The sequence below is a fragment of the Mesorhizobium sp. M1006 genome (assembly GCF_040318825.1).
Lineage (GTDB): Bacteria > Pseudomonadota > Alphaproteobacteria > Rhizobiales > Rhizobiaceae > Mesorhizobium.
Genome location: NZ_JAMYMZ010000006.1, coordinates 26,276 through 43,893, shown reverse-complemented (window position 1 = coordinate 43,893; position 17,618 = coordinate 26,276). Strand labels below are relative to the sequence as shown.

The following is a 17,618-nucleotide window of genomic DNA, read 5'->3' as shown; positions in this document are numbered from 1 at the left end:
GATGGCCGAACTGACACTTCGCGAGACGCGTGCCAAGAATTCGGCACGGCTTGAATGGGCGCTGGTCGGGCTCGGCATCCTGGCGCTGCTGGTGGCGCCTTTCTTCGTCTATCCGATCTTCCTGATGAAGATGCTGTGCTTTGCGCTGTTTGCCTGCGCGTTCAACCTTCTGCTCGGCTACACCGGGCTGTTGTCCTTCGGCCATGCGACATTCTTCGGCGGGGCGGCCTATTTCACCGCATACGCGGTCAAGGTCTGGGGCTGGCCACCGGAAGCGGGCATCCTGCTCGGTGTCCTAGGTGCCGCGCTGCTCGGCCTTGTGATGGGCTTCTTTGCCATCCGCCGGCAAGGCATCTATTTCGCCATGATCACGCTGGCGCTGTCGCAGATGTTCTTCTTCTTCTGCGTGCAGGCGCCGTTCACCGGAGGTGAGGACGGCATCCAGGGCGTGCCGCGCGGCAGGCTGCTTGGAATGCTCGACCTGAACGTCTCGATGAACATCTATTATTTCGTGCTGGCGGTCTTCCTGATCGGCGTGTTCGCCATCTGGCGCATCATCAACTCGCCTTTCGGCATGATCCTGCGTTCCATCCGGGAAAACGAGAGCCGGGCCATTTCGCTTGGCTATTCCGTCGCCAACTACAAGCTGGCGGCTTTCGTCATGTCGGCAACATTGGCCGGGCTGGCCGGCGCGCTCAAGGCGATCGTTTTCCAGTTTGCCACACTCACCGACGTCACCTGGCAGATGTCCGGCGAGGTGATCCTGATGACGCTCCTCGGCGGCATCGGCACCATGGTCGGGCCGATCATCGGCGCCAGTCTGGTCGTCGGCCTGGAGAACACGCTCGCCACCTCGAATTTTCCAGTGACCATCGCCACGGGCCTGACCTTCATGGTCTGCGTGCTGGTTTTCCGGCGCGGTATTGTCGGTGAGATCTATGCGCGATTTCTCGGGCCAAAGGGTGACGCGAAAGACTGAACGGGTCAGCGCCGCCTCGCTAGGCGATGCGTACACCTTGCGCGTCGAGAAGCACGCAGCCCAGCAGGTCGAAGCAGACATCGACCGCTTCGCCTTCACGCAGCGGCTGGCCGTCGATCAACGTGTTGGCGCGCACCAGCGTGCCGGCGCCGATGTCGATCTCGTAGACCGCATTGCCGCCGAGATAGGAGGTCGAGACGATCCGTCCCGCCAGCCTGTTGGCAGCACCGGCGGTACCGACGGTAAGCTTCTGCGGGCGAACGACGACGGTGACCACGCTGCCGGTCTCGAGCGCCTTCGGCGCGGCCGCCTTTACGATATGGCCGGTGGCCAGCGCGATCGTCGCCATCTTGCCGTCCATCACGGTCACGCTGCCGGGCAGCATGTTGGCCTTGCCCAGGAAATTGGCGACGAATGCGGTGGCCGGCTGGTCATAGACCTGCGCGGGGGAGCCGATCTGCTCGATCAGGCCGGCGTTCATCACGACGATGTGGTCGGACATCGACAAGGCTTCTTCCTGGTCGTGCGTCACGAAGATAGCAGTGATGCCCGTCTCCCTCTGGATTTTCTTGATCTCGACGCGCATGTCCTCGCGCATATTGGCGTCGAGCGCCGACAAGGGCTCGTCCAGCAGCAGCACTTCCGGCTCGAAGACGATGGCGCGGGCCAGTGCGATGCGTTGCTGCTGGCCGCCCGAGAGCTGTGACGGCAGCTTTGTCTCACTGCCGGGCAGCCGCACCATATCCAGCGCCTTCTTGACCCGGCGCACGATTTCCAGTTTCGGCACGTTTCGGTATTTCAGGCCGAATGCGACGTTGTCGAAGACGTTCTTGTGCGGAAAGAGCGCGTAGTTCTGGAACACCAGACCAATGTTGCGCTTATAGATCGGGATGTCGTCGACCCGCTTTCCGCCGATCGAGATCTGGCCACTGGAGATGTCGACCAGGCCCGCGATCGAGCGCAGGATCGTCGTTTTGCCGCACCCGGACGGCCCCAGCAAGGTGACGAAACTACCTTTGCGGATTGCCAGTGAAAAATCGCGCACAGCGGCGAACTTGCCGTAGAAAATATCGATGTCGCGAAACTCGACCGCAGGCTTTCCTATCGGCTGCCGCTCGCTCTGGGCGAGCGGGTCGCCATCAGCCCCGGCCGAAGCCGGCCGGGGCTGCTGGTCGTGGCTGTTGTCGTCATGCACCTTTCGACACCCTGTCCCATTGCTTGGTCCAGGCGTCTTCGTTCTTCGCCCAGTAGAGCGGATCGGCGAAGGTCAGCGATTTCATCGATCCAGTCGGGTCGAAGGCCGGAAGCGCCGCGATCTTGTCGGTCAGCTTCACCTTGGTGGGGTCAAGCGATGGCGGATAGTTCTGGCCCTCGGCGACGGCGATCGAGGTGGCAGGATCCAGCATGAAGTTGATCAGTTCCTCGCATTCGGCCATCGGCGAACCCTTGAGGACCAGCATGTCCTCCATCCACGCGTATGAGCCGGTAGGGTCGAGATAGCCGATCGGCTGGCCCTGCTGCTGCAGGGCGGCGACACGTCCTGACCAGGCGTCGGTGACAACGATCTCGTTTCGCGACAGGAGGTCCATGAGTTCCGCGCCGGAACTCCAGAACTTCTTGGCCAGGTCGCGGGTCTCGCGAACCTTGGCCCAGACCGCATCCATGTCCTGGATGTTGTTGGGGTCCTGTTTCGTCTGCAGTGCCGCATACCAGACGCGCGTCGTCATATCGGCATAGCCGCCGATCTTGCCGGCATATTTCGTGTCGGTAAGCAGGTTGGCGCCCTTTTCCTTGGCTTCCTCCGGCGAGATGACCTTGTTGTTGTAGGCGATGCCGGTGGTGCCGTAATCATATGGCACTGCCGACAGCTTCGGCGTGATCTTGCGGAACGGCTCGATCATGGCGGTCAGGACATTCGCCATGTTCGGAATGTTTGCCTCGTTGATCTCCGAATTGAAACCGCCATTGACGTATTTGATGTAGTAGTTGACGCCGGAAGAATGGACGATCTGGAAGTCGCCTGGTTTCGACGTCTTGATCTTGGTGATGATCTCGTTCTCGTCGCCAAAGGTGCCCTGGACGACCTTGACCTTGGACTTGGCGGTATAAGGCTGGAACGCGTACTTATCGATCGCCTCCTGCACCACGCCGCCCCATCCGTCGAAGCGCACTTCCGAAACCGCGGCCAGCGCCCGTCCCATCCAGGGCATGGAAAGCCCGGTGGCGGCGGCAGCGGCCGCCGTCAGCGTCAGGAATGATCGCCGGCTGATGTCACCATTGGCATAGCGTTCGTTGAGCCGTTCCAGTCGTTTGGTGGTTGTCAGTTTCATTTCCATTCTCCCATTTTCATTTTCACTTGCCTGCCTTGAACCAGGTGAGGCTTTGCAGGATGAGCCCGCCTGCCAAGGGAATGCCGACCGTCAAAAGGATCATGACGGTTCCGAGCGCGTTCACCTCAGGGCTGATCGAGATCTTCAGCATCGAAAGGATTTGCGTCGGCATGGTCTCGACGCCGGCCGGCCGCCAGAACAGGCTGGCCGAGGTGTTGTCGAACGAAATGGTGAAAGCGAGCAGAACACTGGCAAGCACTGCGGGAATGAGCAGCGGCAGCGTGATTTCGCGGAATGTCGACACGCGCGGCGCCCCGAGCGAAAGCGCCGCCTCCTCATAGGAACGTTTTATGCCGACCATGCGCGCCTGGACGATCAGCACCACGTAGGGGAGCGTGAGCATAATGTGGCCGAGCACCAGCAGCGTCATGCTGCGCGGCTGGTCGACGGCTTTGATCATGACCAGCAGGCCGACGCCGAGTATCGTTTCGGGGACCAGCGCGGGAAGAATGACAAGCGTGTTGATCGCCTGCTTGCCACGGAACTCGAAGCGCACCAGCGCCAATGCCGCCATGATGCCGAGCAGCGTCGTCACCGTTGCCGTCACCAGGGCAATCCACATCGATGTCCGGAAGGCGTCGAGAACCGGCTCGTTGGTGAGCAGCTTTTCGTACCATCGCAGGCTGAAGCCGGTGAGGGGAAAGCCGCCGAACATCGAGGCATTGAAGGAAAGCACGACCGTGGCGAGGATCGGCGCAAACATGAAGACGTAGACGCACACCGTGATCGCGCCGGTCAGCCGCCACGCCCATCTGCCTTCGCGATCGGGATGATCCGCTCTCATGCACTGAGGCCCTTCATGATCTGCGATAGGCCCATATAGCGGCTATAGGCGGCCGCGGCCGCGCCGAGCAGGACGAACAGGACGATGGAAAGCGTGGCGCCCATCGGCCAATTGAGCTGCCCCATGATGGTGTCGTAGATCAAGTTGCCGAACAGCGCATCGCGGCTGCCACCGAGCAGCTGCGGCGTCACATAGGAGCCGGCCGCCAGCACGAAGCAGAGCAGCAGCCCGGCGCCCAGCCCCGGCATCGATAGCGGCAGGGTCACTTCGCGAAACGCCTGCGCGCTGGTACAGCCCATCGAGCGGGCGGCGGCGATCAGCGTGCGGTCGATGCTTTCCAGGCTGACATAGACGTTCAGGATCATATAGGGCAGCAGAAAATGCAGCAGCCCCATGATGACGGCGCCCTCGGTGTAGAGCATCGGCAACGGCTCGTTGATAATCCCCAGCCTGATGAGCACGACGTTGATCAGCCCCTGTTCGCCGAGAATATGGATCCACGAGAATGTCCGGATGGTGAAGCTGATCCAGAACGGCACGATGAGCAGCAGCAACAACAGCCATTTGTGCCTGAAGGTCGTGGCCCAGATGAAATAGGCGGGGAAATAGCCAAGGATCGCGCAGATCACAGCGGTGATGGCGCCGACGCGAACGGTCTTCCAAAGAAAACCGTGATAGTAGCTGTCGGTGAGGAATTCCTTCCAGTTGTCGAAGGTCAGCACCGCCGACTCCACCCCCGCGGTGACGAAGGTGAAAAACGTGTAGACCGTCATCATCGCGATCGGCAGCAGCAGAAGCAGGGTAAGCAGTAAAAGCACAGGCGCGACGAGGACCCAGGCCAGTCGCTGATCGTATAATTTCCACCCTTTGGTCACGACCCGTCCAACCGCTTTATGTGCAAGCCGCCATCAACGGGCTCGGCTCCGGACTAGATTGGGCGATCGGCGTTCAGGTGTCCACTCTGCATATGGCTCCTGCACAAATTCTGTGCAGGGCCACCGCGCGACCCTCGCCCTGCCGGATTCAACAAATTGCCCGGCGTTCCGCCTGCACATTGATTAAATCAGATATCCCGATATACAGGGTAATTTCGGATATGGATTTAACATGGGCCGGGCAATTTTATGAGTCGCAATTTTCTGGTGATTGAACCTGAGGAAGGCATTGCCGTGCTCAAGGGGCTTGCCTCCTCGGCGCGGATCTCGATGCTGAAACTGCTGCATGAGAAGGGGCCGATGAATGTCAACGAAATCGCCGCCGTGCTGTCGCTTCCGCAGTCGACCGTCTCGACCAACATCCAGGTGCTGGAGGATGCGGGGCTGATCCGCACCGAGAACCTGAAAGCGAAGAAAGGCAGTCAGAAAATCTGTTATCCGACGGCGGAAGAAGTGCTCGTCGTGTTCAAGAGCGAATATCGTGCGGTCAAGAACGACGCGATCGAAGTGTCGATGCCGATCGGGCTTTATACCGGCTTCGAGGTTACCGCGCCCTGCGGCCTTTGTTCGCCGGACGGCATCATCGGTCTACTCGATGTGCCGAACACTTTCCTCGATCCGGACCGCATGAAGGCCGGTCTGCTATGGTTCACGCGCGGTTTTGTCGAATACCAGTTCCCCAACAATGCCAAGCTCGCCAATGCCGAGATCACCGGACTCGAAGTTGCGATAGAGCTGTCTTCGGAAGTGCCGGGCACCAGCGCCGATTGGCCCTCGGACATCACGCTGACGATCAATGGCGTCGATGTCGGCACCTGGACGTCGCCGGGGGATTTCGGCGACAAGCGCGGCGTCTTCACGCCCTCCTGGTGGAAGCTCAAGGGCTCGCAATACGGTAAGCTGAAGAACTGGCGAATTGCCAATGACGGCACCCATGTCGACGGCCTCAGGATTTCCGAAACCGGCCTCGCTGCACTCGATCTGAAGAGCCATCATTCAATCCGCGTCCGTATCGGCGTCAAGGACGACGCCAAGCGCCCCGGCGGGATCAATATTTTCGGCAAGGGCTTTGGAAATTACGATCAGGACATCCTGCTCAGGATCAAAACTGGTTGATATCATGAAACCGGGTTCTGAAGATAACGCAGCGATTTCAACGATCTGGCATTCTGCTGTGCCACATCGTTCGTCTAATTGTCCTACATTTGGCTATTTTGGCTTGACGAAGGGCTGCCATTTCCCCTTTGATATCGGGCAAGATGATTTAAATCATCGTTTGTGATATCGATGGGAGGAATGCATGAAGGCAGCCGTTACGGCTCATCCGCACTATGTTGTCTCGGAAATCGACCCGAGGCTCTACGGATCCTTCATCGAGCATCTGGGGCGGGCAGTTTACACCGGCATCTATGAGCCCGGCCATCCGACAGCGGATGCCAGCGGCATGCGTCAGGACGTCATCGATCTCGTCAGGGAACTCAATGTTCCGATCGTCCGCTATCCCGGCGGCAATTTCGTCTCGGCCTACAATTGGGAAGACGGCATTGGCCCCAAGGAACAGCGCCCAGTGCGCCTCGACCTCGCCTGGCACACATCGGAAAGCAACGAAGTCGGCCTGCATGAATTTGCCGATTGGTGCACCTGCGCCAACACCGAGATGATGCTTGCCGTCAATCTCGGCTCGCGCGGCCTCGACGAAGCCCGCAACCTGCTGGAGTACGCCAACCATCCCGGCGGCAGCAAATGGAGCGACAGGCGCATCGCCAACGGCCGCAAGGAGCCGTTCGACGTCAAGCTCTGGTGCCTCGGCAATGAAATGGATGGCCCCTGGCAGATCGGCCACAAGACCGCGGACGAGTATGGCCGGCTGGCGCATGAGACGGCCAAGGCCATGCGCGCCTTCTCCAAGTCACTCGAGCTGGTGGTCTGCGGCTCTTCGAATGCCAAGATGCCGACCTACCCTGAATGGGAAGCGACGGTTCTCGACCATACCTACAACGAGGTCGACTACATCTCGCTGCACATGTATTTCGACAACGAAGCCAACGACGCTCCGAACTATCTCGCCATGAGCGAAAAGCTCGACGACTACATTGTCTCGGTCGCCGGCGTCATCGAGTATATCAAGGCCAAGAAGCGCTCCAACAAGCAGGTCTACATCTCGTTCGACGAATGGAACGTCTGGTACCATTCCAAGGAGCAGGACAGGAAGATACTCGGCGGCAGCAACGGCTGGCCGTTCGCCCCGCCGTTGCTCGAAGACATCTATAATTTCGAGGATGTGCTGCAGGTCGGCCTGATCCTCAACACCTTCATCCGCCGTTCCGATGTCGTCAAGATCGCCTGCCTGGCACAACTGGTCAATGTCATCGCGCCGATCATGACCGTTCCGAATGGCCCGGCATGGCGGCAGACGATTTTTTATCCCTATCTGTTTGCTTCTAACTATGGTCGCGGCAATGCGCTGGATCTCAAGGTGGAAAGCCCGACCTACAAATCCAGCGTTGCGGGCGACGTCGCTTATGTCGATGTTGCCGGCGTGCACGACAGGCAAACCGGCCACGTCACCTTCTTCGCGGTCAACCGCCATTCGAGCGAGGCAATCGAAACAGTGGTCGACCTCACCGGCTTCGGCGCGGCGGAGATCGTCGACCACCAGGTGATGGCACACGCCGATCTGAAAGCCGTCAATTCGGCCGAAAACCCTGGCAATGTCGGCCCCAGGAAGGGTGAGGGCGCCTCGCTCGCCGGCGGCAAGCTGAGCCTGTCACTGCCGGCCTATTCCTACCAGGTCATACGCCTGAGACTCTGAGTTCAGGCGGATCATCGAGAAAGCGCAAACGCTGAGGAGGAGCGTCGACGTGACGGCCGATATCGAGATCAGGAACGTGAGCAAGCAGTTCGGTGCCATGACGGTGCTGGATCATCTGTCGCTCTCCATAAGGGCACGCGAATTCATCGTGTTCCTGGGCCCGTCCGGCTGCGGAAAATCGACGCTTCTTCGAATGATTGCCGGGCTCGAAGCTGTCGATAGCGGCGAGATTGCCATCAACAACGAGCGCATCGATCATCTGCCACCGGGCAAGCGCGGCATTGCCATGGTGTTCCAGTCCTATGCGCTTTATCCGCATATGACGGTGCGCGACAACATGGCCTTCGGGCTTGCGAATATCGGCGTACCAGGCAAGGTCATCGAGGCGCGCATCAACGAAGCCGCCCGCATCCTCGAAATGCCGCATCTGCTCGATCGCAAGCCGGGCCAGCTCTCCGGCGGCCAGCGCCAGCGCGTCGCCATCGGCCGTGCGATCGTCAAGGAGCCGAAGGCCTTTCTGTTCGACGAGCCGCTTTCCAATCTCGATGCGGCGTTGCGCACCCGCACCCGCATCGAGCTTGCCCAGCTTCACCAGCGGCTGCAATCGACGATGATCTTCGTCACTCATGACCAGGTCGAGGCCATGACGCTGGCCGACCGCATCGTCGTCATGAACAATCGCAAGATCGACCAGATCGGTACGCCGATGGAGATCTACGAACGCCCGGCGACCAAATTCGTCGCGGGTTTCGTCGGCGCGCCGGCGATGAACTTCGTCGATGCGACGCTTGACAGATCCGGCGAGAACGCCACGGCCAGGTTTGCGGACGGCGTCTCGGTGCAGACCGAGATCGCCTCCAGCCAACTGACCGATGGCAAGTACACTTTCGGCATCCGTTCTGAAGACGTGCGCATCGTTGCCGCCGGACAGGGCAATGCCGGCGGCGTGGTCGATGTGCTCGAGCGGCTCGGCGAACGCACCCTGATCTACGCGCGGCTGGGCGATGGCCAGCAGATCGTCGGCTCGGATGCCGGCAACAGCCGCGTCGCCGTCGGCGACAGAATCGGGCTCGCCTTTGACGGCCAGAAATCGCATCTGTTCAACGAGACCGGCCGCGCCTGGCATGCGAGGGAGGCCTGAGATGGCTGACCGGCTGGCGATGTCCCCAACCGCGACACTTGCTGTCGGCGTCAGAGCCCCTACCGCCGACATCTATGCGCCGCAATGGCGAAACGTCATTTTCGTTGCGCCATTCTTGTTCTTCTTCACCACGCTGCTGCTCTTCCCGCTGCTCTGGGGGATGTGGCTGAGTTTCCACAAGGCCGACACGTTCTCGTCCGGAAATTTTGTCGGTCTCGGCAATTACGCCAGGCTGTATCACGACAAGGTCTTCCTGCAATCGATCTGGAACACCTTCTATTTCGTGCTTCTGACGGTGCCGACGCTGGCGCTGATCGGCCTTTTCCTGGCGCTTTGCCTCAACCGCCGCACGCGCACTGCCGCGGTTTTGCGGACGCTGTTCTTTTCCTCGTCGGTGCTGTCGGTCACCATCGTCACGCTGATCTGGCGCATCGTCTTCATTCCGAATGTCGGCCTGTTGTCGACGATCTACGGATGGTTCGGCGCAACGGCTCCGGCCTTCATTTCCGACCCCAGCCTTGCGATGATCGGCATCGCCATTGCCACCATCTGGTGGTGCATCGGCCTGCCGATGATGCTCTTTCTCTCGGCGCTCCAGCAGATTCCACAGGATATTTACGAGGCGGCAGCGCTGGACAATGCCAATCGCTGGCAGACGCTACGCTCGATCACGCTGCCGTCGATCAAGCGGACCTTCATCCTGGTGATCATCATCCAGATCGTGCTGCAATTCCAGCTGTTCGGCCAGGCCTGGCTGATGACGCGCGGCGGTCCGAACAACCTGACCAAGCCGATCGTGCTCTACATCTACGATACCGCATTCCGTCGCTGGGATCTCGGCCTGGGCGCCGCCGCATCGGAAATCCTGTTCATCCTCATCCTGGTCGCGGCCATGGCCCAGTACCTGGTGACACGCAGCAGGGGAGACCAGGCATGAGCGCCACAGCAGCTTCCATCAAGGGCCGGGCATTTGGCGACCATTTGTTATTGGCCCTGGTCATCCTGCTTTCGATCGTCATGATCGCGCCGGTTCTGTGGGTCATCGGCCTGTCACTCAAGGACAATACGGAGCTGATGGCCGATCCGAATTCGGTGTTTCACGCGCCCTATACGCTGAAGAACTACATCAACACCGTCGGCACCTCGTCGGTGTTCATCTGGGTGCGCAACAGCATCATCGTCTCGGGCGGATTGACGCTCGGCACGTTGATCCTGTCATCGCTCGCCGGCTACGGCTTTGCACGGCTGAATTTCCCCGGCCGAGACGTGCTGTTCGTGATCGTGCTGTTCGGCCTGGCGGTCCCGGAACAGGCCGTGCTTGTCGCCCGTCACCAGATCTTCAGCATGCTGAAGTTCCACAACACCTATCAAGGGCTCATTCTGCCGGGCCTTTCGGCTCCGTTCGGTGTCTTCCTGATGACCCAGTATTTCAAGGCCATCCCGAAGGAGTTGGACGAAGCCGCCATGCTCGATAACGCCAGCCGGCTCAGAATTTTCTGGAAGGTGCTTCTGCCGCTCACGCTGCCTGCGCAGGCGACGCTCGGCATCTTCACCTTTCTCGGCGCCTGGAATGACTACTTCTGGCCGCTGATTTCGGCGACGAGGAAGGACATGTTCACGCTGACGGTCGGCATGGCCTCGACCCAGACCAACTTCGCCCAGTCCGAAGGCATCGGCTTCCTGATGGCGCAGGCGGTGTTCGCCGGTGCACCGATCCTGATCGTCTACCTGTTCTTCCAGAAATACATCGTCACGGCAGTCTCCGGCGCTGCGGTGAGATAACGAAGATTGCCTGACGGCCGGGGGAATGCGCAGCAATTGAAGCACGAAAGCCAATCCAGGGTGGAGCGGCGGAAACTCAGTAGGAGGAACTGATATGAAACTGAAGAAAATACTGTTTGCCGCAGTCTCTGCGGGCGCAATGATGCTCGCAAGTCCAAGCTTCGCGGCCACGGAGCTGAGCGTGCAGCGCTTTTTCGGCGCCTGCGATGCCGATTTCGGCACCAACACCGATGCCACCAAGGCCGTTGGCGAATGCGGCATCATCACCTCGCTAATCAACAAGTTCAACGCCGACAATCCCGATGTCCATGTCAACGTCACCACCGTGGAATGGCCCGGCTATGATCAGCTGACCGCGCAGTTCGCTTCAGGCGACGCTCCGGACATCGTCACGATCCATGAATCCGTACTGTCGGATTATCAGTCGAAGGGCCTGTTGATGCCGCTCGACGATCTCTTGAAGTCGGTCGGCGTGACACCCGACGCCTTCACCGACGCGGCACGCAATGGCGCCACCAAAGACGGCAAGGTCTATGGCCTGCCGATCGACAGCTGGACGATGCTCTATCACGTCAACATGGATCTTTTCAAACAAGCCGGCCTCGTCAATGCCGACGGCACGCCGATTTTTCCAAAGTCGCCCGAGGAACTGCTCGCCCAGGCCGAACAGTTCAAGCAGAAGACGGGCAAGCCTTATTTCGTTCAGAACCTGACCAATGAGACTGCACTCTACACACGCAACCTCTACACCTATCTTTTCCAGCAGGATTCCGATTTCTTTGCCGATCCGAAGCACGTGAAGTTGAATACGCCGGAAGCCAAGAAGGTCGTCGAGATGTACAAGGCGATCTTCGAGAAGGGCTACACCACCAAGGATCTCGATTATGGCGGCTCGATAAACGCCTTCCTTGCCGGCGAGGGTGGCGTCCACCTTAACGGCACCTGGGTGGTCGGCGATTACAACGCCCAGTCCGAGACCAAGGGTACGGCGCTCAACAAGGGCGGCTATGCGGTCTATCCGTATCCGCAGCTGTTTGGCGGCGCCCATGCGCAATATGCCGACGGCCACACTTGGGCCGTTTCGCAGAAAGACCGCACGCCTGAACAGATCGCGGCCATCGGTAAATTCCTGAAGTTCTTCGCCGACAACGACTTCGAATGGTCACGCACCGGTCACCTGCCGGCCTATAAGGCCGTCATCACCTCGGACGCCTTCAAGGCCCTGCCGCATCGCAACACGATCTCTGCGGTCGCCGATCTCGGCAGGCCGCTGCCGTCCGCCGTACAGCGTCAGTTTGCGATCCAGGACATTATCGGCGAAGAGATGAGTGCAGCAATCAGTGGCCAGAAGGACGTCGACACCGCCCTTGCCGACATGGAAAGCCGCGTCAACGAATTGCTCGCCAACATTTGATCACGGGTTTCGAAAGGCCCCTCCCAAGGCCCCCCGCGGCTGGAAACGGCCGCGGGTTTTTGGTGAGGCAGTGATTTTGGTGAGGCAGTGATTATTGTCCTCGAATTGCGCGCGACTTGCCGGTGGCGACCGGGTCAAACACGCCAACCACGGCGCCGCAACCTCGGCAGCAGCCGACGCAAGCCCTGGCCGGAGGATTCGGTTAGAGCGGTTCCTGATTTGACGGAATCGAAGGGGATTCCGGATCAGTCGGTTTTGTGATTCAAGATGCTGGCTGGAGTGGAGGCCAGCATCGGATGACGCGACCTCTTTCGGATGATCTTCGCGAACGTGTTGTAGCGGCGGTTTTGGGTGGCGAGAGCCGCCGGTCGGCCGCGAAACGGTTCGGCATTTCGGTTTCGGCGGCGGTGAAGTTGTTGCAGCGCCATCGGGCGACTGGCTCGGTTGCGCCTGGCAAGATGGGCGGACATCGCAAGAGGGTGCTGGAGCCGCACCGTGCCTTCATCGAGGCGCGTGTGCGAGACGCCGCATCTGACACTGCATGGTCTGAAGGATGAGTTGGCCGCACGCGGGGTCAAGGTCTCGCACAACGCGGTCTGGATGTTCTTGAGGCGCGAGGGCCTGAGCTTCAAAAAAAACGCTGTTCGCCCTTGAGCAGGCGCGCGCTGATATTGCCCGCAGGCGTCAGCGATGGCGCTCTTGGCAGGCCGGCCTCGATCCGCAGCATCTGGTCTTCATCGACGAGACCTGGATCAAGACCAACATGGCTCCGCTGCGCAGTTGGGGGCCGAAGGGCGAGCGGCTGCGCGGCTTGGCCCCGCACGGCCACTGGCGCACGCTGACCTTCCTCGGCGCGCTGCGCTGCGATAGGCTCGCGGCACCTTGCGTCTTCGACGGGCCAATCAACGGCCAATGCTTCCGCGCCTATGTCGAGCAGCAGCTCATCACCGTGCTGAAACCCGGCGACATCGTCGTCATGGATAATCTGGGAAGTCATAAGTCGGCGGCCATCAGGCAGATGATCAAGGCGGCCGGCGCCAGGCTTTGGTACCTACCGCCCTACTCCCCAGACCTCAATCCGATCGAGCAGGCCTTTGCCAAAATCAAACACTGGATGCGCCAAGCTCAGAAACGTACCGTCGAGGACACTTGGCGCCACATCGGCCACCTCGTTGAAACGATCGAGGCAACCGAATGCAACAACTACTTCGCAAACGCCGGCTACGCTTCCATCAAAACGTGAAAGGCTCTAGAACGCCGCGGCCATGGGCATTGCGACCTTGTTGGGGATCTGGATGTCGATCTCCAATCTCGACGTCGTTTCGCCGTGATCCATGCTCACCTGCAGGAAATCCTGGTCGACCTGAACATGCCGGGCGATCACCGCCATGATCTCCTCGCGCAACACCGAGACGAGATCGGGCTGGTTGCGGCTTCGACGCTCGTAAGCCAACAGCAGTTGCAAGCGCTCGCGCGCCACCGGCGCGCTGCCGCGGCGCTTGAAGATATCGAGCAGGTTCATGCTGCCCTCCTTCCCAACAGCCGGTCGAGGAGGCCCCTCCGCTCGAAAGGCAGAATGACCGGCAGGTCCTCGCCCTCGAGTCTTCTTGCCGCGTCGATATAGGCGCGTGCGGCGGGGTTGGTGTTTTCGCTGAGCGTAACCGGCGCGCCCACATTGGATGCGCGCAGCACGTCCTGGCTCTCGGGAATTATTCCCAGCAAGGGCGTCGACAGGATCTCGAGCACGTCATCGATGCTGAGCATCTCGCCGCGGGCAGCGCGCGCAGCATCGTAGCGCGTGACGAGCACGTGTTTGGCAATCGATTCACCCTGCTCGGCTTTCATCGTTCTGGAGTCGAGCAGGCCGATGATGCGATCGGAATCGCGGACCGAGCTCACTTCCGGGTTGGTGACGATTACCGCCTCGTCGGCAAAGCGCATGGCAAGTTGCGCGCCCCGCTCTATGCCGGCGGGACTGTCGCAGAAGACGTAGTCGAAAACCGAGCGCAGCTTGTCGATGACATCGGCGACGCCTTCCTCGGTGAGAGCATCCTTGTCGCGCGTTTGTGAGGCCGGCAGCAGGAACAGCGTGTCGAGTCGCTTGTCACGGATCAGCGCCTGCGAAAGCTTGGCGGTTCCCTGAATGACGTTGACGATATCGAAAACAACGCGCCGCTCGGCACCCATGATCAGATCGAGGTTGCGCAGGCCGACGTCGAAATCGACGAGAGCCACCCGCTTGCCGGTTTTCGCGACCGCGGCGCCGAGAGCGGCCGTCGAGGTCGTCTTGCCGACACCCCCTTTGCCGGATGTGACAACCACTACCTTGCCCATATTTGTGCCTCCAATGTTGTTAGTTGAGCGGTGCGACGCAAAGTGCGCCGTCCTCGAGAAAGGCCTGTACCGGCCTTCCTCGCGAGGAGGCGTCCATCTCCTCGGCAGTGCGGTACCAGCCGTCCACCGCCAGAAGTTCGGCTTCGTTTTTCCGGCAAAAGATGCGAGCCGCGGAATTTCCCGTGGCGCCGGCGAACGCACGTCCACGCAGCGTGCCGTAGACGTGGATTGATCCTCCGGCGACGATCTCGGAACCGGAACTGACGGAGCCGACAATGACCACATCGCCATCGGGATGAAAGATCGACTGGCCGGAGCGGATCGGTGCCTTGATCATCAATGAGTTCGGCGCCTGCGGTTCTTCCGTCTTGGCCTCAGCGGCGGCCTTCGGGTCCGGCTGCACGTAAAGCGCATCAGCGGTGGCCTCCTTGGCGCCAACGAGGAGCGGCGGCAGATCGGCATCGAGCGCTACATTGCCATCGGCCTCGATCGCGTAGATGCGAATCCCGCGCTCCGCGAGCTGTAAGACCAGATCCCGCATCTCGCCCACCTCGGGCTTGAGTATATTCAGATCGAGCACGACCGGGCGGCCGGCAAAGAAGCCGGGGGAGTTTTCGGTCCAGTGATCGAGGCTTTGCAGCCATTCCCCTAGCGGAGCCTCAGGGGTGAGGGTGAAGGCTACAAACGAGCGCGCTCGAAAGCGTATGGACTTGTTTTGGATGGGAGCGACGCAGGTCACAGAGGCGAGTCCTTACTGATTGGTTAAGGCTAGCCCGGCATGGTTAACGAAAAGTTAATGGCGGCTTCCCGAGGCGTTGGCGGAGGCATTCTTTTTGTCCCCGATCGTCCCGGCGGCGCCCTGCTTCCGGTGCACGACGAGGTCCTCCTCGCGGCTGCCTGGAGGCGCCTCCAGTTCACGAGGTCGGCCGACCGGTATATTGTTGTCGGAACGCCGGGCCTATTAAGGAGTTATCGATTTGACAAGTGTTGCCAAGGGGCCTGTCGCGGATCGCGGTCGCGCTACCTATGACCTTGGCGCGACCGCCATCTTTGCTTCCAAATCAGACGCGCGCTTTCACTATTGCCTGTATGTGCCTCCCGCGGTTGGGGAAGGGGCCAAAGTCGATCTGATGGTCGCTGTCCATGGCACCGGCCGCACCTCTTTTCTTGGATTCCGCGACGCGTTTTCCGAGTTCGGACGCTGGAACGGCTGCGCCGTTTTGTGTCCGCTGTTTCCAATCGGCGTTCTCGGGGATGATGCCCGCAGCGGGTACAAATATTTGCTCGAGGGCAACATACGCTACGATCAGGTGCTGCTCGCCATGGTTGAGGAGGTCAGCGCCAAATACAGTCAGGATTGGAGCCGCTTTGCCATGTTCGGATTTTCCGGCGGCGGACATTTCACGCATCGTTTTGCTATCCTGCATCCCGACAGGCTCTGGGCGGCCTCAATCGGCGCGCCAGGCTCGGTGACCTTGCTCGATCCGACGCATGACTGGTGGGTGGGCATTCGCGATCTGCCGGAGAAGTTCGGCATCACCTTCGATGCCGCAGCGCTGGCAAAAGTGCCTTTCCAGATGATCGTCGGCGGCGCTGACCTGGAGACTTGGGAAATCACTCATGTCCAAGGCAGCACCCATTGGATGCCAGGCGCCAACGATGCCGGGCGAACACGGCCGGAACGCCTCATGGCATTGTGTCGATCGTTCGAGGAGGCGGGTGTGCGCGTGCGCTTCGATTTGCTGCCAGGCATATCTCATGAACGGGACGCGGTTCTCGATTCGGTCAAGGATTTCCTCGCCCAACAACTCAAGGAACGAGGAAACGTCTCACGATGAATTCGTTGCGCCCCAGCCCGTGAAGAGATTATCGCAATCAAAGCCCGACTACGTCGACCGCATCCAACGCCGATTTGCTGCCAGTGCGTAACGACTAGAGCAACGCTTCGTATTGATTGCCAATCTTGTCGACTGTGAAATCCACCGCCCTGTTTTTCAGCACGGCAGCAGGGGTGGGGTGGTCCAGCGTCTCGGCCATCGCCTTCGCCAGGGCCGCGGCGTCACCGACCGGCACCAAGGTGCCGAAGCGGCCGTCACCGAGTATTTCGCGCGGGCCGTGCGGAGCATCGGTGGAGATTACGGGGACACCAGCGGCCATGGCCTCGACCAAGACGTTGCCAAAGCCTTCGCTCGTGGATGTAAGGACGAACAGATCGGCTGCGGCGTAACAGGCTGCGGGATCGTTGACGTAGCCGGCAAAGAGTACGTCCTGGCCAATGCCGATCTGCTCGGCACAGGCGTGCAATTTGGCAGCCAGCGGACCTTCGCCGAAGATGACAAGCCGGGCAGGGCGGCCGGCGCGCAGGGCAGCGAAGGCCCGCAGCAAAGTCCGGTGGTCCTTGACCGGCACCAGGCGTCCCGCGGTGGCGATGACCGGGCCATTGCCCATCGCCGCCAACGCTGCCTGCCAGGCATAGGAATTCCTCTGCGGTGCTACAGCCGGCGGCAGCGGGTTGTTGATGACGACAACCTTCGATTCGGGGAAGCCTCGGGCGATGATGTCACGGCCGACACCCGCCGAAACGGCGATGGCTTTGGTTGCGCGCGCTGCAACCAGCGCGGAAAGCCAGATCGCCAGCCTGGCGCCGAGGCCGCTGGCAGGCAGCGAGGCCGCGGCATGGAAGCTTGGAAAGAATTTTGCCCGGCTTCTGGCCAACATGAGTGACAGCGCCATCACCAGATTGGCGAATTCCGGGGCGCTATAGACCGCATCAGGATCAAGGCGGCGGAACAAATTTGCGCTTCGCACGATGCCTTTCAGCGTCGCCGACTTGGCGTAACCCTCGCCGCGCAAGGGAAGGCCGAAGTCGACCAGATGCACGGCAGCGGAACGCAGCGCGGCGTTAGGGCCTTCCGCGTTCCAGGTAAAAAGCGTGACCTCGTGGCCACGCGATGCCAGTTCATTTGCCATCAGGACGAAAACACGTTCGGCGCCCCCGCCCCTCAGGCTGGCGATGTGGAAAACGATGCGCTTCACCATGCCTTGCT

Annotated in this window: 16 protein-coding genes and 1 pseudogene; 9 read left to right on the top strand and 8 right to left on the bottom strand. The window is 60.4% G+C overall.

Translation table 11 applies throughout. The annotated features are described in order from the left end of the window. The first annotated feature begins 1 nt into the window (after position 1). Positions 2-979: a branched-chain amino acid ABC transporter permease gene (locus tag NKH60_RS07440; RefSeq protein WP_352683173.1), complete on the top strand. Its 978-nt coding sequence runs from the start codon at positions 2-4 to the stop codon at positions 977-979. Between the two features lie 19 nt (positions 980-998). Here NKH60_RS07440 and NKH60_RS07435 read toward each other — a convergent pair whose 3' ends face one another. From NKH60_RS07435 to NKH60_RS07420, 4 genes are read right to left on the bottom strand one after another with little or no spacing between them, the layout of a single operon-like run. Further along, complete coding sequence (locus tag NKH60_RS07435; RefSeq protein ID WP_352835856.1) at positions 999-2,174, bottom strand: ABC transporter ATP-binding protein; 1,176 nt, start codon at positions 2,172-2,174, stop codon at positions 999-1,001. Next, on the bottom strand, positions 2,167-3,309 hold the full coding sequence (locus NKH60_RS07430) for an extracellular solute-binding protein (protein WP_352835853.1): 1,143 nt from the start codon (positions 3,307-3,309) through the stop codon (positions 2,167-2,169). The genes NKH60_RS07435 and NKH60_RS07430 overlap by 8 nt, the downstream gene beginning before the upstream one ends. A 22-nt stretch (positions 3,310-3,331) precedes the next feature. After that, positions 3,332-4,153 (bottom strand): ABC transporter permease, encoded by an 822-nt coding sequence (locus NKH60_RS07425; protein ID WP_352835850.1) that lies wholly within the window; start codon positions 4,151-4,153, stop codon positions 3,332-3,334. Further along, the gene (locus NKH60_RS07420) at positions 4,150-5,028 is read right to left on the bottom strand and encodes an ABC transporter permease (RefSeq protein ID WP_352851013.1); all 879 of its coding nucleotides are present in this window, start codon (positions 5,026-5,028) and stop codon (positions 4,150-4,152) included. The genes NKH60_RS07425 and NKH60_RS07420 overlap by 4 nt, the downstream gene beginning before the upstream one ends. Before the next feature lie 249 nt (positions 5,029-5,277). On the opposite strand from NKH60_RS07420, the gene NKH60_RS07415 reads away from it, so the two are divergent. The 7 genes and pseudogenes from NKH60_RS07415 to NKH60_RS07385 all read left to right on the top strand — a co-directional run bounded on the left by NKH60_RS07415 (position 5,278) and on the right by NKH60_RS07385 (position 13,480). After that, positions 5,278-6,204, top strand: a complete 927-nt coding sequence (locus NKH60_RS07415; RefSeq protein WP_352472493.1) for an ArsR/SmtB family transcription factor — start codon at positions 5,278-5,280, stop codon at positions 6,202-6,204. Positions 6,205-6,388: 184 nt separating this feature from the next. Then, positions 6,389-7,900, top strand: coding sequence for an arabinosylfuranosidase ArfA (arfA, locus tag NKH60_RS07410; RefSeq protein WP_352837464.1), 1,512 nt, complete (start codon positions 6,389-6,391; stop codon positions 7,898-7,900). 49 nt (positions 7,901-7,949) lie between these two features. After that, positions 7,950-9,041, top strand: a complete 1,092-nt coding sequence (locus tag NKH60_RS07405) for an ABC transporter ATP-binding protein (RefSeq protein ID WP_352449658.1) — start codon at positions 7,950-7,952, stop codon at positions 9,039-9,041. Positions 9,042-9,060: 19 nt separating this feature from the next. Then, positions 9,061-9,978, top strand: coding sequence for a carbohydrate ABC transporter permease (locus NKH60_RS07400; RefSeq protein WP_502893759.1), 918 nt, complete (start codon positions 9,061-9,063; stop codon positions 9,976-9,978). Beyond that, positions 9,975-10,823 (top strand): carbohydrate ABC transporter permease, encoded by an 849-nt coding sequence (locus tag NKH60_RS07395; RefSeq protein WP_352851243.1) that lies wholly within the window; start codon positions 9,975-9,977, stop codon positions 10,821-10,823. The genes NKH60_RS07400 and NKH60_RS07395 overlap by 4 nt, the downstream gene beginning before the upstream one ends. Positions 10,824-10,917: 94 nt before the next feature. Further along, a complete protein-coding gene (locus NKH60_RS07390; RefSeq protein WP_352472497.1) occupies positions 10,918-12,237 on the top strand; it encodes an ABC transporter substrate-binding protein in 1,320 nt (439 codons plus the stop codon). Between the two features lie 296 nt (positions 12,238-12,533). Then, a pseudogene (locus NKH60_RS07385) lies at positions 12,534-13,480 on the top strand (IS630 family transposase). A gap of 6 nt (positions 13,481-13,486) precedes the next feature. On the opposite strand, the gene minE reads toward NKH60_RS07385, so the two are convergent. From minE to minC, 3 genes are read right to left on the bottom strand one after another with little or no spacing between them, the layout of a single operon-like run. Then, positions 13,487-13,759 carry a cell division topological specificity factor MinE gene (minE, locus tag NKH60_RS07380; RefSeq protein ID WP_023677151.1) on the bottom strand — a complete coding sequence of 91 codons (273 nt, stop codon included), beginning with the start codon at positions 13,757-13,759 and terminating at the stop codon, positions 13,487-13,489. Further along, positions 13,756-14,571, bottom strand: a complete 816-nt coding sequence (minD, locus tag NKH60_RS07375) for a septum site-determining protein MinD (RefSeq protein ID WP_352472499.1) — start codon at positions 14,569-14,571, stop codon at positions 13,756-13,758. Before minD ends, minE begins: the two co-directional genes overlap by 4 nt. 19 nt (positions 14,572-14,590) lie before the next feature. Continuing rightward, positions 14,591-15,310, bottom strand: coding sequence for a septum site-determining protein MinC (gene minC / locus NKH60_RS07370; RefSeq protein WP_352472500.1), 720 nt, complete (start codon positions 15,308-15,310; stop codon positions 14,591-14,593). 238 nt (positions 15,311-15,548) lie between these two features. Here minC and NKH60_RS07365 point away from each other — a divergent pair, with 238 nt between their 5' ends. Next, positions 15,549-16,409 (top strand): alpha/beta hydrolase, encoded by an 861-nt coding sequence (locus tag NKH60_RS07365; protein ID WP_352832135.1) that lies wholly within the window; start codon positions 15,549-15,551, stop codon positions 16,407-16,409. Between the two features lie 94 nt (positions 16,410-16,503). Here NKH60_RS07365 and NKH60_RS07360 read toward each other — a convergent pair whose 3' ends face one another. Beyond that, positions 16,504-17,610 carry a glycosyltransferase gene (locus NKH60_RS07360; RefSeq protein WP_352817237.1) on the bottom strand — a complete coding sequence of 369 codons (1,107 nt, stop codon included), beginning with the start codon at positions 17,608-17,610 and terminating at the stop codon, positions 16,504-16,506. Positions 17,611-17,618: the final 8 nt, after the last annotated feature.

Coding starts and splice junctions, on each gene's coding strand:
- NKH60_RS07440 (WP_352683173.1), top strand. CDS start 2: ATGGCCGAACTGACACTTCGCGAGACGCGTGCCAAGAATTCGGCACGG.
- NKH60_RS07430 (WP_352835853.1), bottom strand. CDS start 3,309: ATGAAACTGACAACCACCAAACGACTGGAACGGCTCAACGAACGCTAT.
- NKH60_RS07425 (WP_352835850.1), bottom strand. CDS start 4,153: ATGAGAGCGGATCATCCCGATCGCGAAGGCAGATGGGCGTGGCGGCTG.
- NKH60_RS07415 (WP_352472493.1), top strand. CDS start 5,278: ATGAGTCGCAATTTTCTGGTGATTGAACCTGAGGAAGGCATTGCCGTG.
- arfA (WP_352837464.1), top strand. CDS start 6,389: ATGAAGGCAGCCGTTACGGCTCATCCGCACTATGTTGTCTCGGAAATC.
- NKH60_RS07400 (WP_502893759.1), top strand. CDS start 9,061: ATGTCCCCAACCGCGACACTTGCTGTCGGCGTCAGAGCCCCTACCGCC.
- NKH60_RS07395 (WP_352851243.1), top strand. CDS start 9,975: ATGAGCGCCACAGCAGCTTCCATCAAGGGCCGGGCATTTGGCGACCAT.
- NKH60_RS07390 (WP_352472497.1), top strand. CDS start 10,918: ATGAAACTGAAGAAAATACTGTTTGCCGCAGTCTCTGCGGGCGCAATG.
- minE (WP_023677151.1), bottom strand. CDS start 13,759: ATGAACCTGCTCGATATCTTCAAGCGCCGCGGCAGCGCGCCGGTGGCG.
- minD (WP_352472499.1), bottom strand. CDS start 14,571: ATGGGCAAGGTAGTGGTTGTCACATCCGGCAAAGGGGGTGTCGGCAAG.
- NKH60_RS07360 (WP_352817237.1), bottom strand. CDS start 17,610: ATGGTGAAGCGCATCGTTTTCCACATCGCCAGCCTGAGGGGCGGGGGC.